The following is a 14031-nucleotide window of genomic DNA, read 5'->3' as shown; positions in this document are numbered from 1 at the left end:
CCATGTTTCGTTACTGGCATCACGGATGCCAGCCGGCGCGCGGCGTTTTTGCGCGTCCGTGAATGACAGAACAGGACACAACAAGATGAACCAGATGAACCCCGCCTTTGTGATGCCCGACGTGCAGAGCACCGTCGACACGCGTCAGATCCCGATTCAGCGGGTCGGCGTCAAGGCGGTGAGACATCCGCTGACTGTGCGCGCGGCCGATGGCGAGATCCAGCCGACCGTCGGCACGTGGAATCTCGACGTGCATCTGCCGGCCGAGCAAAAGGGCACGCACATGTCGCGCTTTGTCGCGCTGCTCGAGGACAACAAGGCGCCGCTCGAACCGGTCACGTTCCGCGCGATGCTCGCGTCGATGCTCGATAAGCTCGAAGCGAAAGCCGGCCGCATCGAAGTGACGTTTCCTTACTTCGTGAACAAAGTCGCGCCGGTGTCCGGCGTGAAGAGCTTGCTCGACTACGAAGTGACGCTGACGGGCGAGACGCGCCGTGGCGCGACACGCCTCTTCCTGCGCGTGCTCGTGCCGGTGACGAGCCTGTGTCCGTGCTCGAAGCAGATCTCGCGATACGGCGCGCACAACCAGCGCTCGCATGTGACGATCAACGCCGAGCTGGCGGGCGACTTGCCCGTCGAGGAGCTGATCCGGATCGCCGAAGAAGAGGCATCGTGCGAACTGTGGGGGCTGTTGAAGCGCCCCGACGAGAAGTTCGTGACGGAACGCGCGTACGAGAATCCCAAGTTCGTCGAAGATCTCGTGCGAGACGTGGCGCAGCGTTTGAATCAAGACGACCGGATCGTCGCGTATGTGCTCGAAGCCGAGAACTTCGAATCTATCCACAATCACAGCGCGTACGCGGTCATCGAGCATGACAAGCGCGACGCGGTCGATGGGGTTTGAGTCGGCTGATTGGCTTCCTAGTCGGTCTTCGAAGGGAACGTCACGACGACCGTAGTGCCCCCCGTTCGGCGTGGTGGGCGGCGGGACTGCAACACCGGTTCTGAGCGCGAGTTCGGCGTGTTCTTGAGCGGGCGGTTACCGCGCGAGCGAGGAAAGGTCCCAGCGCGGCTTCACTGTGAACGCGTAGTCCCGATTGGCCTGCGCGGGCCAACGCGCGAGACGCAGCGCGCCTGCGAGCGCGATCATCGCGCCGTTGTCCGTGCAGAGCGAGAGGTCCGGGTAATGCACGTCGAAGCCGCGCTTTTGCGCCGCGGCCGAAAGCGCCTCGCGCAACTGCCGGTTTGCGCCGACACCGCCTGCGACGACGAGGCGCTTGAGCTTCGTCTTCTTGAGCGCGGCGAGCGACTTGGCCGCAAGCACGTCGACTGCCGCATCGACGAAGCCGCGCGCGAGGTCCGCTTTCGCCTGCTCGCAGACGTTCGAGCCGAGCTTCTTCATCTGCGTGAGCACGGCGGTTTTCAGGCCGCTGAAGCTGAAGTCGAGGTCGCCGGAATGCAGCATCGGACGCGGCAGCACGACCGCGCCCGGCGTGCCGAATTCGGCGAGCCGCGAGACTTCCGGGCCTCCCGGGTAGCCGAGCCCGAGCAGCTTGGCGGTTTTGTCGAAGGCCTCGCCGGCAGCATCGTCGAGCGTTTCGCCGAGCGTTTCATAGACGCCGACATCCGTCACGCGCATCAACTGCGTATGTCCGCCGGACACGAGCAGCGCGACGAACGGAAAGGGCGGGGGCGCGTCGACGAGCAGCGGCGACAGCAAGTGCCCTTCGAGATGATGGATGCCGATGGTGGGCTTGTCCCAAGCCATGGCCAGCGCGTTCGCAATGCTCGCGCCGACCAGCAACGCGCCCGCGAGCCCGGGCCCTTGTGTGAAGGCGATCGCATCGATGTCCGGGCGAGCCGCGCCGGCACGCGCGAGCACGTCTTCGAGCAGCGGCAGCGCGCGGCGGATATGGTCGCGCGAGGCCAGCTCCGGCACGACGCCGCCGTATTCGCGGTGCATCGCGATCTGCGAGTGCAGCGCGTGGGCGAGCAGGCCGCGCTCGGTGTCATAGAGCGCGAGGCCGGTTTCGTCGCAGGAGCTTTCGATGCCGAGAACAAGCATGTTTTGTATCGCGAGCGGCGTGGGAAAACGCCAAGAAGGGACGTTAGGCCCGAGCCCTATAAAGGGCTCTATAAAGGGCTTATTAGGCAAGCTTAAAAGTATACCAGCGCGGCCGCAGGTCCCGCAGGCGGCGCAGGTACAATGCGCGCCATGGAATCTTTCGACATAGCGGTGATCGGCGCCGGCGCGGCCGGCATGATGTGCGCGGCAGTCGCGGGACAGCTGGGGCGGCGCGTGGTGCTGATCGATCACTCGCCGCGGCTCGCCGAGAAAATCCGCATTTCGGGCGGCGGGCGCTGCAACTTCACGAACCTCCACGCGGGCCCCGCGAACTATCTCTCGGCCAATCCGCATTTTTGCCGCTCGGCGCTCGCGCGCTATACGCCGCGAGATTTTCTGGCCTTGTTGAAGCGGCACCGGGTCGCGTGGCACGAAAAACATCGCGGGCAACTGTTTTGCGACCATTCGAGCGAGTCGGTCATCGATATGCTCAAGGCCGAGTGCGACACGGGCCGGATTACATGGCGCCGTCCGGTCATGGTCGACGCCGTGCGCCTTCAAGACGCCGACGGCTTCGCGCTCGACACGAACGCGGGACCGGTCGGCGCCCGCGCGCTCGTCATCGCCACGGGCGGCCTGTCGATCCCGAAGATCGGCGCCACCGATTTCGCCTACCGTTTCGCGAAGCAATTCGGCCACAAGCTCGTGGACACGCGTCCTGCGCTCGTCCCACTGACCTTTTCGACTGATGAATGGGCACCGTTCGTGCCGCTGTCCGGCGTCTCGCTCGAGGTCGCCTTGGCGACGGGCCAGAAGAAGTCCTGCGGTGAGTTCGTCGAAGATTTGCTGCTCACTCATCGCGGCCTGTCGGGGCCCGGCGTCCTGCAGATTTCGAGCTATTGGAAGCCGGGCGAACCGATTTGCGTCGACCTGCTGCCCGAACGCGACGCGACCGCCGACCTGCTGCAGGCAAAGTCCGGCACCAAGCGTCAGATCGGCAGCTTGCTGGCTGAATGGGTGCCGGTGCGTCTTGCGCACGTTTGGCTCGAAACGCACGGCGTTCCCGTCGACGCGCGCATTGCCGACCTGCCAGACAAGACGCTGCGACAGATCGGTGAGGCGCTCAAGCGCTGGACGCTCACCCCGAACGGCACTGAAGGCTACAAGAAGGCCGAAGTGACGAAGGGGGGCGTCGATACGCGCGAGCTATCGTCGGCGACGATGATGAGCGAGCGCGTGCCAGGCTTGTATTTCATCGGCGAGGCGGTCGACGTGACGGGTTGGCTCGGCGGCTACAACTTCCAATGGGCATGGGCTTCTGGCGTTGCCGCAGGGCAGGCCGCCGCCGATTTTGTGCGAAGCGCTTGACAACGCCCGTATACTTATGTCCGAGGTCTGCTATACTCCACAGCCTTTGGAAAATTCCCGTTATTGAAAAATGACGATAATCCGCGTAAAAGAAAACGAGCCTTTTGAAGTCGCGATGCGCCGTTTCAAGCGCACGATCGAAAAGAACGGTCTTTTGACCGAACTTCGCGCGCGCGAGTTTTACGAAAAGCCTACGGCTGAGCGCAAGCGCAAGAAGGCTGCCGCAGTGAAACGCCACTTCAAGCGCCTGCGCAGCCAGATGCTGCCGAAGAAGTTCTACTGATTTTGTTGCGCGCCGCCTATTTTCAGGCGGCGCGTGTGTCTGGCGAACCCGCGCCATGCCCTGATCATCTCGCATGCCGCGCAAACCCGCTTGAGGAAACATCCCAAGCGGGTTTTTGTGTTCATGCCTGCCAGGCTGCCGGGCGCCTTAACCACCCCCAACGCATCCAGGTGAAAGATGAGTCTGAAGGATCGCATCAACGACGATATGAAAGCGGCCATGCGGGCGCGCGAGACCCAGCGTCTCGGCACGATCCGGCTGCTGCTCGCGGCGATCAAGCAACGCGAAGTCGATGAGCAGACGACGCTCGACGACGCGGCCGTCACCGCCGTCATCGACAAGATGATCAAGCAGCGCAAGGATTCGATCGCCCAGTTCGAGGCGGCGGGCCGGGCCGATCTCGTCGGCCAGGAAAGCGCCGAGCTCGCCGTGCTGGCTGCGTATATGCCGGAGCAGCTGTCGGAGACCGAAATCGCGGCTGAAGTGCAGGCAGCAGTCGTTCAGACAGGTGCCGCGGGGCCGCAGGACATGGGCAAGGTGATGGGCGTGCTGAAAGGCAAGCTCGCTGGCCGAGCCGACATGACGGCGGTGTCCTCGCTCGTCAAAGCGGCGCTCGCGAAGTAGTCCGCGCGTTGACGCAACCATCGCGCGGCAGCCACGCATTGAGTTGTTCCGGTTGTCCGGCACGCCTTGCGGCGTGCCAAAGCGGCCCGCTTGCAGACGAGGCCGCCAAGCCTATCCGTTCAAAGTTCGCAAACCAACCGTGATTCCGCATTCGTTCCTTCAGGATCTGCTGAACCGCGTCGATATCGTCGACGTGGTCGGCCGGTACGTCCAGTTGAAGAAGGGCGGTGCGAATTTCATGGGGCTCTGCCCGTTTCACAACGAGAAGAGCCCGTCGTTTACGGTTAGCCCGACTAAGCAGTTTTATCACTGCTTCGGCTGCGGTGCGCACGGCACTGCGATCGGCTTCCTGATGGAGCACGCCGGGCTCACGTTTCCGGAAGCGGTGAACGAGCTGGCGCAGTCGGTGGGGCTGACCGTGCCGCAGGAGCCGTCGCCCGCGCGCGGTGGAGGGAAGTTCGGCGGCGTCGGCGAAGGCTATGCGCCTGCGGTGTCGAAAGCCGTGACGACCGCGCTCTCCGACGTGATGCAGCACGCTTGCGACTACTATCGAAAGCAGTTGCGGGGCGCGCCGAATGCGGTCCAGTACCTGAAAAAACGCGGCCTCACGGGCGAGATCGCCGCGCGCTTCGGGCTCGGCTATGCGCCGGACGGCTGGCAGAATCTCGAAGCCGTCTTTCCCGACTATCGGGACGATTCGCTCGTCGAATCGGGTCTCGTGATCGTCAGCGAGAAGACCGACGCGCAGGGTGCTGCGCGCCGTTATGACCGGTTTCGCGAGCGGATCATGTTCCCGATCCGCAACGTGAAGGGGCAGGTGATCGGCTTCGGCGGACGGGTGCTCGAAGGCGGCGAGCCGAAGTATTTGAATTCGCCGGAAACGCCGCTATTTAACAAAGGCAGCGAGCTGTATGGGCTTTTCGAAGCGCGTCTTGCGATTCGCGAGTCGCGCTATGTGCTGGTTGTCGAAGGCTACATGGACGTCGTGGCGCTCGCGCAGCTAGGATTCCCGAACGCGGTAGCGACGCTCGGCACGGCTTGCACGCCGATTCATGTGCAGAAACTGCTGCGCCAGACGGACACGGTCATTTTCAGCTTTGACGGCGACGCCGCCGGCCGGCGCGCCGCGCGTCGCGCGATGGATGCTTGCCTGCCGCACGCCGCCGACAACCGCACGATCCGGTTCCTGTTCCTGCCGACGGAGCACGATCCGGACAGCTACGTGCGCGAGTTCGGCGCCGACGCGTTTTCGGAGCAGGTCGAGCACGCGATGCCGCTGTCGCAATTCATGCTGAACGAAGTCCTGGCCGGCAAGGAGCTCGATACGCCGGAAGGCCGCGCGAAAGCGCTGTTCGACGCGAAGCCGCTCTTGCAGGCGCTGCCGGCGAACGCGCTGCGCGCGCAGATCATGCACATGTTCGCGGACCGCCTCGATATTCCGTTCGAGGAAGTGGCGGCCTTGTGCGAAGTCGATGCGCGGATCGCCGCGCCCGCGCGCAAGGCGCCCGCCAAGAGCGAGCGGCGCCGCGTAACGGGCAGCGAGGAGCGCGCGTTGCGCAATCTGGTGATGCATCCGCGGATCGTCGCCGGGCTCGACGAGGAAAGCGAACAAGCGCTCTTGACGAGCGCTCGCAATGCCGAATTATTCGAGGAAGTGATCGTCCACGCCCGCGCACTGGGCGATGCGGCCGAGTTCCGGCTGCTGTCGGATCTGCTGCGGGAGTCGGTGAATGCACCGACTTTCGAAGAAATTTTTCGGGAAATTCTGGTCTATGATGAAAACGTGCGAGACCTGTTGCTGCAGAACCCGGAAGACGAGGCCGTCCTGGAAGCGCACCGCGATCGTGAGCGCATCGCGGGGGAAGAGTTTCAGGCGGCGATTCTCAAGATGCGCTACGACGCCTGCTGCGAGCGGCTCGAGCGCTTGTCTCGGCAGTCGAAGTTCACCCCCGAAGAGATTGCGGAGTTTGCAGATTTGAACCAGAGGCGGGCTGACATGAAGCGTCAGCTCGGGTTGTGACTCGGGAAGGGCTGAAACCGACGTGCTATAATAAAAGGTTTTCAGCGGTTTGTTTTCTAAGCAAAGGCGAGATTCGCGATGGCAAAGACGACAGGCGGAACTGCGGGCGGGAAAAAAGCGGCGGATAAAGGCACAGTGGGCTCAACGGAGCCGACCAGAACGGTCGCAAAGGCCAGGTCCGCAACTTCTTCCGCCGGGAGGTCGCCGGTTGCCAGCGTAGCGAGCCCTGCGACGAAAAAGTCCTCGACCGCGCCGGCAGCACGAGCGGCCCCCGCAACGGTGGCCAAGGCCGCCAAAGCAACGAGGACGGCCCCGAAGCCGGAGGTGAAACCCTCCGCAAAGCGGGCGAGTTTGAAAAGCGTAAGGGGCGCGGCTGCCATGCCGGACGATTCGGCAGCCAGCGACACTCCAGTATCCACGGTTCAACCGGCTGAAGTCCAGCAGCCGCGAGTCGAGACTATAGCCGGTATGGCGAACTCCATGACGAAAAAGCTGAACGAAGTATCCGTCGATGACGACGCAACCCAGGGCGAAGAGCCGCAGGCCGCTCCGGGCAAAGGCGAAAAGGCCAAGGCACGCGACCGTCGCGCGAAGGAAAAGGCGCTCCTGAAGGACGCTTTTGCGTCGACGCAGCCGGGCACGGCCGAGGAACTCGAAGAGCGCCGCTCGAAGCTGCGCGCGCTCATCAAGCTCGGCAAGGAGCGCGGGTTCCTCACGTACGCGGAAATCAACGACCACCTCCCGGACAATTTTGCCGAGACCGAGGCGATCGAAGGCATCATCAGCACGTTCAACGACATGGGCGTGGCGGTCTACGAACAGGCCCCCGATGCTGAAACGCTGCTCCTGAACGACAATGCTCCTGCGGCGTCGTCGGACGATGAAGTCGAAGAGGAAGCCGAAGTCGCGCTGTCCACGGTCGATTCCGAATTCGGCCGTACGACGGACCCGGTCCGCATGTACATGCGCGAAATGGGCACGGTCGAGCTCTTGACGCGCGAAGGCGAAATCGAAATCGCGAAGCGCATCGAGGACGGCCTCAAGCACATGGTGATGGCCATCTCGGCGTGCCCGACGACGATCGCCGACATCCTCGCGATGGCCGAGCGCGTTGCGAACGAGGAAATTCGCGTCGATGAACTCGTCGACGGCCTGATCGACCCGAACGCCGAAGATACCGACGGCTTCTCGGCACAGGAAGCCGAGGCGATCGAGAACGAAGAAGAGGACGCCGAAGAGGAAGAAGAGGAAGAGGAGGAAGAGGACGACGGCAGCGCGCAAGCAACCGCCAACGCCGCTCAACTCGAGGCCTTGAAGCGTACGTCGCTCGAGAAGTTCGCGCTCATCAGCGAATGGTTCGACAAGATGCGCCGCGCGTTCGAGAAGGAAGGCTACAAGTCGAAGGCCTACCTGAAGGCGCAGGAAACGATTCAAGACGAGCTGATGTCGATCCGCTTCACCGCGCGTACCGTCGAGCGCCTGTGCGATACGCTGCGCGCGCAAGTCGACGAGGTGCGTCAGGTCGAGCGCCAGATCCTGCATACGGTCGTCGACAAGTGCGGCATGCCGCGTGCGGAATTCATTGCGCGTTTCCCGGGCAACGAGACGGATCTCGACTGGGCGGAGAAGATCGTCGCCGAGAACCATTCGTATAGCGCGATCCTGTCGCGTAACATCCCGGCGATCCGTGAGCAGCAGCAGCGCCTGCTCGATCTGCAAGCGCGTGTCGTGCTGCCGCTTAAGGATCTGAAGGAAACCAATCGCCAGATGGCGGCCGGCGAACTGAAGGCGCGTCAGGCGAAGCGTGAAATGACCGAGGCGAACCTGCGTCTCGTGATTTCGATCGCGAAGAAGTACACGAACCGCGGCCTGCAGTTCCTCGATCTGATCCAGGAAGGCAACATCGGCCTGATGAAGGCGGTGGACAAGTTCGAATATCGCCGTGGCTACAAGTTCTCGACGTACGCAACCTGGTGGATTCGCCAAGCCATCACGCGCTCGATCGCGGACCAGGCACGCACGATCCGGATTCCGGTTCACATGATCGAAACGATCAATAAGATGAACCGCATCTCGCGGCAGATCCTGCAGGAAACCGGTCTCGAACCGGATCCGGCAACACTCGCAGAAAAGATGGAGATGCCGGAAGACAAGATCCGCAAGATCATGAAGATCGCGAAGGAGCCGATCTCGATGGAAACGCCGATCGGCGACGACGACGATTCCCATCTGGGTGACTTCATCGAGGATACGAACACGGTTGCGCCGTCCGATGCCGCCTTGCACGCCAGCATGCGCGACGTCGTGAAGGACGTGCTCGATTCGCTGACGCCTCGCGAAGCGAAGGTGCTGCGGATGCGCTTCGGCATCGAGATGAGCACCGATCACACGCTCGAAGAAGTCGGAAAGCAATTCGACGTGACGCGTGAACGGATTCGCCAGATCGAAGCGAAAGCGCTGCGCAAGCTCCGTCACCCGAGCCGTTCGGACAAGCTCAAGTCGTTCCTCGAAGGAAATTGATCGAGGCGGCATGAAGCGCGTGATTCGATGCACGGCTGAGCGGTTTTAAGCTAAGCTTCGCATCGAGCTGCATCCGATCGCACCATGGGTCGGATCATGCAGTCAATCGTAGTGCCGGACCCGGCCTAACACACCGGGTCTTTTTTTGTAGTGCGTTTCTATGCGGGGCCTGTAGCTCAGGGGTTAGAGCAGTCGACTCATAATCGATTGGTCGTGGGTTCGAAACCCACCGGGCCCACCATCTCCTCCTCCATTGTGTTCCTTGAGATTCCGTGAACCCTTTGTTTTTCAAGGGTTTATGCTAGCAGCGTTGGGCTGACTTCCTCGATCAGCTAAAGGCTGGAGCGAAGGTCGTGCCATTTGCAACAGCAAGCACTTGAGACGCTACTGCGGCGGTGTGACGGCAGCTTCTGCACGGGGTGCAGGTGGTCGGAGGTTCAAATCCTCTCGCCCCGGCCAGGAAAATCAAGGACTTACGGTGAACGCCGTAAGTCCTTTTTATTGTGCGCCCAGCACGGGCGCACTCCTGCGGGTGCAAGTCCCGCCATAAGCTGGTCACGGCGAATGAAGTGGAGCGCAACTGCATGAGGGCGACCGAGTGTGGGAAGGAAGCGCGGAGCGTAAATCGCGAGCCGATGAACAAGAACTGCATAGAAGGCGCTACCTTGACGCATTGAAGTAGGCGATATCCGTTATCGGCCTGGACGGGGATGAGTAATTTAGTTAGTATCGCTTATTAAGATATTTATACAGGTGAATGTTGATTCCCGCCTCGGTTAACGACCGACTTCTACATCCGGGTCTTGCCTCGTGCGAGTGATGCTCGATCTCGAAGGGAAAGGCGTCACGAGAGGACTGGCCCGGTCGATCTTCCGGTTGCGCAGCAGGTACGGCCAGATCCTGTGGGCTGCATGCTTGCAGCTCGTGTTTGGCTTGCGATACAACGCCTCGATGCCCATGCGCTACATCAGGGTGCCGACGTGCCTGCGCCCAACCTTGATGCCTTCGCAACGCAGCAGCCGTGCCAGCATTCGTGCCCCTGCAAATGGATGCTCGAGGTAAAGCTCGTCAATCCGGCGCATCAATTTCAGATCCGCTTCGCCGACCGCATGCGATTGGTAATAGGCGCTCGACCGGCTGATGCCTACCAGCCGCGCTTGCTGTGTCACCGGCAGGGCGTCATCACGATCGATCATCGCCTTACGCCCAGCAGTCCCGCCTTGATGAGCGCGCTTTCTAAAAAATCGTTCTCCAGCGTCAACTGCCCGATCTTCGCGTGCAGTACCTTCACGTCAACTCGTGGTGCCGCCGGCGCCGCGTTGCCCGCTTCGAACACATCGGCAACCCGCTCCTGCACTTGCTTCTTCCAGTCCGTGATCTGATTAGGATGGACATCAATTTGCTGGGCCAGCTCTGCCAGCGTCTTGTCGCCCTTGAGCGCCGCGAGTGCCACATTTGCCTTGAACGCCGGTGAGTGTGTCCGTCGGTTTCGTTTCGTCACTTTTGGTTCATTGTTGCCGGCCATTATGACCAACTCACGCCCTGGCTTTTCCACTCAACGAACTGTCCGAATTCTCGGCGCCACCTCTACGAATATTCGACCCGCAACCGTTCGGGTGTTCGGGGCGCAACGGTGTCTACGGCGGTTCACCGATATCCAATGGCCATTCGCTGACGCCGGGCTGGCTTCAGCTTCTCGGCCTTTGCGGTCACCGGGCATCGGCGTTTCTGAGGCAGTTACAGGCTGCTTTCCGGCCATTCGCATATGGACTGGGTGGGTCCGTGCTTACGGCAGATGTGGAGCGCGGCCGAGAGATCGCTTTGCCGATCGAGAGCGGCTTGGTAGTTCAAGACGCGGGCGGTCCAGTTGCCGCGCTCTCTGCTTCGGCCAGCGCCTGCTCTACGAATGCAACAAACGCGCGGGTCTTGGCCGTCACCATCCGACCGGATGGGAAGACCGCCCACAAGTCGACCGGCGGCAACGTCCAGTCGGTCAGCACAGCCTCGACCTTTCCCGACGCCAATTCGCGAGAGAACAACCAGCGCGCCGCGACGGCAAACCCCATTCCTCCGAGGACTGCCGTCCGTATTCCTTCCGCGGCACTGATGCGGACGCGCCCGGACAGTGTCACCGCCACGTTGGTGCCATTCCTGCTGAACGACCACGCCTCGCCGCCTAATTGCTGCAAATAGACGATCGCCTGATGATGACTCAGATCCGCCGGCGTCTCGGGTATGCCAGCTCGCGCAAAATATTCTGTCGTACCGACGACGTGCCGCGGACTTTGCCCGATACGCCGCGCCGTCATGGCGCTATCCGCCAGGGAGCCGATGCGCAAGGCCACGTCGACCCCTTCTTCGAGCAGATCGATGTCGCGATCATCGAGCGTAACGTCGACTTCAAGCTTCGGATGGTGGCTCAGGAACGAGTCCAGCGACGGCAGTACGTATAGACACGCGAACGTAACTGGCGCGCTCACGCGTAATCTGCCGGCCAGGCTTTGGGACGCGTCGTGGACGGCTTCGTCGGCCTCGTCGGCTTCCTTGACTGCGAGCTTTGCGTGCTCGTAGAACCGCTGACCAGCGTCGGTCATCGTCAGGCCGCGCGCAGATCGCAGGAGTAGTCTCGCACCGAGGCGCTCTTCGGTTTGCGCAATCGATCTCGAAATTGCGGGCTGCCCCAGGTCCATCCGCCTCGCAGCCGCCGAAAACGAACCCGCCTCCACGACGTTGATGAAGATTTCCATTGCAGTTAGTCGATCCATACTGCCTTTTCCTTGCTTGCTCGGAGGTGGCCGTTTTGTGTCCGCCATGTTCGATAACGATTCAATCGCCGAAGAACTCGATCGCCTGCCCGTTCAGTCGTGAGTGACGGACGACCACGCCAAGCCATTGCCCGCTTTCGTAGTCGAACGCGATCACCCCATCCTGGGACACGCAGTAGAGATGGCCGTCTGGCCCGAACCGCAATCCGCGCGGACGGCGAAACGGGGCGTCACGCGGAGGGTAGAACACGCGCACCAGCGCCCCGCTTCTCCGATCGTATTCTCTAATAGATGTGTCGGCTTGGGGTGAACCAAACGGAAATTCGCTCGACACCAGAACATTGCCATTCGGGCCGATAGTGAGATCCTGGGGACTGAGCGTGTCGTCGAGCGCAAATCGGTCGTTCTTGAGCGTGCCGCTTGCGGTGAACTGCAGTATCCCATTTGCGCCCCGCCCGTCCGGCCCGAGGCCCGACGCCAGGAACAGGTCCCCATCGTCGGCGAAGGCGAAGCCACGCGGAAACGGGACGATTCCGCGTTTCAATATCGGCGTGCCGATACCTTCGAGGTCGGGAGGAAATGCGGCAATCGTTCCGTCCGTTCCCAATCCAACGTAGTAGCGGTCGTCCGGGCCGAGGTTACCGCCACGGGCATTCAGCCCCGGAATATGGCAACTGTCGAGTTGAACTTCACCCCGCGAGTCGAACGCAAGAATGCGATCGTCCCCGCTGTTGACGTAAAGCAACCGCCCGCTCGCGTTCACGCGGAGTCCGCGTGGGTCGACGATTCGCCGATCGTCGCTAAACGATCCCAGCGCTACGCCCTCCATCGAGAACGCCAGCAATAGACCGTATCCATCTCCGTTTGCCCCGGACGCACTGCTTACTAATATCTTCATGTCGCCACTCCTGTCGCCTTTTAGCCCTAGAGACACCCGCGCAACTGACCTTTAACGTACAGTGCTCTGTCACCTACCCAGCGATTCCCTAGCGACCGGCCAGAGCCGCGTCGCCAACGCGCCAAGCGCCGCGAGGGTAGCGAACATTGTCACTGCACCCCATCCCCATCGATCGAAAATGGCGCTGCCGACACCGGCTCCGATAGCCATACCTAAAAACATGCCGACAAACAGGACCGCGATGAGACGGCTCCGCGCACCCGGTTCGATTCCATACACGATGGTCTGGTGGGCGATCAACGTTGCCTGAATCCAAAGGTCAAAACCGGCGGTGCACACAGCCAGCATGATTAGTTGTCCATGCGGAGACAATCTCGAGCTCAAAATCATGGACGCGAACGACATAGTTACGATGGCACAACCAACGCGAGTGACGATCTCCGGTCCGCGACGGTCCGCAAGCTTTCCCGCCACCGGCGCTGCGACCGAGCCAGCAGCACCAGCAAGCGCGTACATACCCGCCACGTCGCTACCCAGATGGATCGGAGCAGCATACCTGTCGCCTAGCGGCGCAAGCAGCAATATACCGAACGCGTACCCGAGTTGCGTCAGCGTCGGAATGAATCCCACGATCCGAGTGGACACGCTGAAGCTTGCACCGAGTATGCCGAGTACGGGTTGGCTGAAGTAGATGGAGCCTGCGCTGATCCCCGCGGCTGCGGCGAACAACAGAATGAGCGATGGGCGCAAAACGGAAATCGCACCGATGTGAGCGCCATCCTGACAAACCGCGGGGACGTTTTTGGTATGTTGAATATCCAGGCGAGACATTTTGCTTTTTTCCGCTGTGAAGTTAACGATGCAAATTTGCGGACTGCCCTCCGACGGTGCTGGTATCGGAGTCGAATACCTGCCGGCTAGACGCTGGCGATGCGAACGGCGGTGCGACCACCTGGGCTGCCTACTATGTCACAGCGATCGGAAAAAGAGCTAAAAGGCCCTACGCCAGAAACTGCATATTAAGTATGTCTTACTGCGGTCTTCCGCCAGTTCGATTCCTCCCGCAATATCTGCTCATCGCAACCCCACGTTTCAGGAGCAGGCTGTGAGCGCCTTTCCCTCCCACATGGTTGAAACCGCACCGTCCGCACTCCGCCTTCTCGCATCGAGATCAACGCGGATGACACTTTCCCCGGGATTTACGACCGTTGCGAAGTCTGGTCGGCGCGGGCCCGTTACGCATCCAAACTGAGCGTCGATTGTCGTCCGGGAGCTAACAGTGAATTCGTTTTTCGGGATTTACTTTGGTTGTCGGAACATGACCTGCAGCGAGTTCTGCGGAGACTCCCCCCTCTTTAGACTCGGCACATCGGGTGAAGCGGCATCGCGTGGGGAGCGGCACGTGGGCGTGGGTGATCGTCATGACCTGCTGGTTGTTCGTGGTGACAATCGTGATTGCGCTCGGGTTGAGCCGGCAGGACACGTGAC

General features: G+C 61.5%; 10 protein-coding genes, 1 tRNA gene and 1 pseudogene. 7 read left to right on the top strand and 5 right to left on the bottom strand.

Going from position 1 to position 14031, the window contains the following annotated elements; translation table 11 throughout:
- Positions 1–85 precede the first annotated feature (85 nt).
- Complete coding sequence (folE2, locus tag J3489_RS02660; protein ID WP_206995858.1) at positions 86–904, top strand: GTP cyclohydrolase FolE2; 819 nt, start codon at positions 86–88, stop codon at positions 902–904.
- 135 nt (positions 905–1039) lie between these two features.
- Here the strand turns inward: folE2 and tsaD are convergent, their stop codons facing one another.
- On the bottom strand, positions 1040–2065 hold the full coding sequence (tsaD, locus tag J3489_RS02655; protein ID WP_206995855.1) for a tRNA (adenosine(37)-N6)-threonylcarbamoyltransferase complex transferase subunit TsaD: 1026 nt from the start codon (positions 2063–2065) through the stop codon (positions 1040–1042).
- Positions 2066–2206: 141 nt separating this feature from the next.
- On the opposite strand from tsaD, the gene J3489_RS02650 reads away from it, so the two are divergent.
- The 6 genes from J3489_RS02650 to J3489_RS02625 all read left to right on the top strand — a co-directional run bounded on the left by J3489_RS02650 (position 2207) and on the right by J3489_RS02625 (position 9121).
- Positions 2207–3433 (top strand): BaiN/RdsA family NAD(P)/FAD-dependent oxidoreductase, encoded by a 1227-nt coding sequence (locus J3489_RS02650; RefSeq protein WP_206995847.1) that lies wholly within the window; start codon positions 2207–2209, stop codon positions 3431–3433.
- A gap of 70 nt (positions 3434–3503) precedes the next feature.
- Positions 3504–3716 carry a 30S ribosomal protein S21 gene (rpsU, locus tag J3489_RS02645; RefSeq protein ID WP_018439737.1) on the top strand — a complete coding sequence of 71 codons (213 nt, stop codon included), beginning with the start codon at positions 3504–3506 and terminating at the stop codon, positions 3714–3716.
- Positions 3717–3893: 177 nt separating this feature from the next.
- A complete protein-coding gene (locus J3489_RS02640) occupies positions 3894–4340 on the top strand; it encodes a GatB/YqeY domain-containing protein (RefSeq protein ID WP_206995845.1) in 447 nt (148 codons plus the stop codon).
- Between the two features lie 139 nt (positions 4341–4479).
- Complete coding sequence (dnaG, locus tag J3489_RS02635; protein WP_206995843.1) at positions 4480–6360, top strand: DNA primase; 1881 nt, start codon at positions 4480–4482, stop codon at positions 6358–6360.
- Positions 6361–6438: 78 nt separating this feature from the next.
- Positions 6439–8880 carry an RNA polymerase sigma factor RpoD gene (gene rpoD / locus J3489_RS02630; RefSeq protein ID WP_206995841.1) on the top strand — a complete coding sequence of 814 codons (2442 nt, stop codon included), beginning with the start codon at positions 6439–6441 and terminating at the stop codon, positions 8878–8880.
- Between the two features lie 165 nt (positions 8881–9045).
- Positions 9046–9121: transfer RNA gene (locus tag J3489_RS02625), tRNA-Ile, on the top strand.
- Positions 9122–9740: 619 nt separating this feature from the next.
- Here J3489_RS02625 and J3489_RS37345 read toward each other — a convergent pair.
- The 4 genes and pseudogenes from J3489_RS37345 to J3489_RS02600 all read right to left on the bottom strand — a co-directional run.
- Positions 9741–10381: pseudogene (locus tag J3489_RS37345) on the bottom strand (IS3 family transposase); the annotation flags it as partial.
- Between the two features lie 346 nt (positions 10382–10727).
- Positions 10728–11645 carry a LysR family transcriptional regulator gene (locus J3489_RS02610; protein ID WP_206995835.1) on the bottom strand — a complete coding sequence of 306 codons (918 nt, stop codon included), beginning with the start codon at positions 11643–11645 and terminating at the stop codon, positions 10728–10730.
- A 61-nt stretch (positions 11646–11706) separates the two neighbouring features.
- Entirely contained in the window at positions 11707–12489 is a 783-nt protein-coding gene (locus J3489_RS02605) for an NHL repeat-containing protein (RefSeq protein WP_206995833.1), read from the bottom strand.
- 123 nt (positions 12490–12612) lie between these two features.
- Positions 12613–13374: an MFS transporter gene (locus tag J3489_RS02600; protein WP_242539706.1), complete on the bottom strand. Its 762-nt coding sequence runs from the start codon at positions 13372–13374 to the stop codon at positions 12613–12615.
- Positions 13375–14031 lie beyond the last annotated feature (657 nt).

It is taken from the genome of Trinickia mobilis, from assembly GCF_017315705.1.
Taxonomy (GTDB): domain Bacteria; phylum Pseudomonadota; class Gammaproteobacteria; order Burkholderiales; family Burkholderiaceae; genus Trinickia_A; species Trinickia_A mobilis.
Note: the sequence above shows the minus strand (reverse complement) of the source record. Positions and strands in the feature narration are given on the sequence as shown.

What these genes read in the sequence shown, in the direction of transcription:
- folE2 (WP_206995858.1), top strand. Translation starts at nt 86, where the DNA reads ATGAACCAGATGAACCCCGCCTTTGTGATGCCCGACGTGCAGAGCACC.
- tsaD (WP_206995855.1), bottom strand. Translation starts at nt 2,065, where the DNA reads ATGCTTGTTCTCGGCATCGAAAGCTCCTGCGACGAAACCGGCCTCGCG.
- J3489_RS02650 (WP_206995847.1), top strand. Translation starts at nt 2,207, where the DNA reads ATGCGCGCCATGGAATCTTTCGACATAGCGGTGATCGGCGCCGGCGCG.
- rpsU (WP_018439737.1), top strand. Translation starts at nt 3,504, where the DNA reads ATGACGATAATCCGCGTAAAAGAAAACGAGCCTTTTGAAGTCGCGATG.
- J3489_RS02640 (WP_206995845.1), top strand. Translation starts at nt 3,894, where the DNA reads ATGAGTCTGAAGGATCGCATCAACGACGATATGAAAGCGGCCATGCGG.
- rpoD (WP_206995841.1), top strand. Translation starts at nt 6,439, where the DNA reads ATGGCAAAGACGACAGGCGGAACTGCGGGCGGGAAAAAAGCGGCGGAT.
- J3489_RS02610 (WP_206995835.1), bottom strand. Translation starts at nt 11,645, where the DNA reads ATGGATCGACTAACTGCAATGGAAATCTTCATCAACGTCGTGGAGGCG.
- J3489_RS02600 (WP_242539706.1), bottom strand. Translation starts at nt 13,374, where the DNA reads ATGTCTCGCCTGGATATTCAACATACCAAAAACGTCCCCGCGGTTTGT.